The organism is Blautia sp. DFI.3.45 (assembly GCF_020593505.1).
Taxonomy (GTDB): domain Bacteria; phylum Bacillota; class Clostridia; order Lachnospirales; family Lachnospiraceae; genus Blautia_A; species Blautia_A wexlerae.
In genome coordinates, this window is record NZ_JAJDMI010000243.1 from 1 (window position 1) to 243 (window position 243).

Here is a 243-nt window from a genome sequence, read left to right on the forward strand (position 1 = left end):
TTTTGGATGTGTGGGCAGAGGAGGAATTAAAAACAGGTACGCTCAGCAATGGTACTGTGGAGAATTACCTCGGAACAATCCGAAATATTAAGAAACATCCGCTGGCAGAACGGAAATTAAAAAATGTAACCTCTGAGCATTTGCAATCCTTTTTTGATTTGCTTTCCTTCGGGGGAGTTCATCCCGACGGAAAAGAGAGAAAGGGTTACAGCAAAGATTACATCCATTCTTTTTCCGCAGTCA

Annotated in this window: 1 pseudogene; it reads left to right on the forward strand. The window is 42.0% G+C overall.

Annotated features, from left to right (window positions below):
- Nucleotides 1–243: pseudogene (locus tag LJE09_RS17750) on the forward strand (site-specific integrase); the annotation flags it as partial.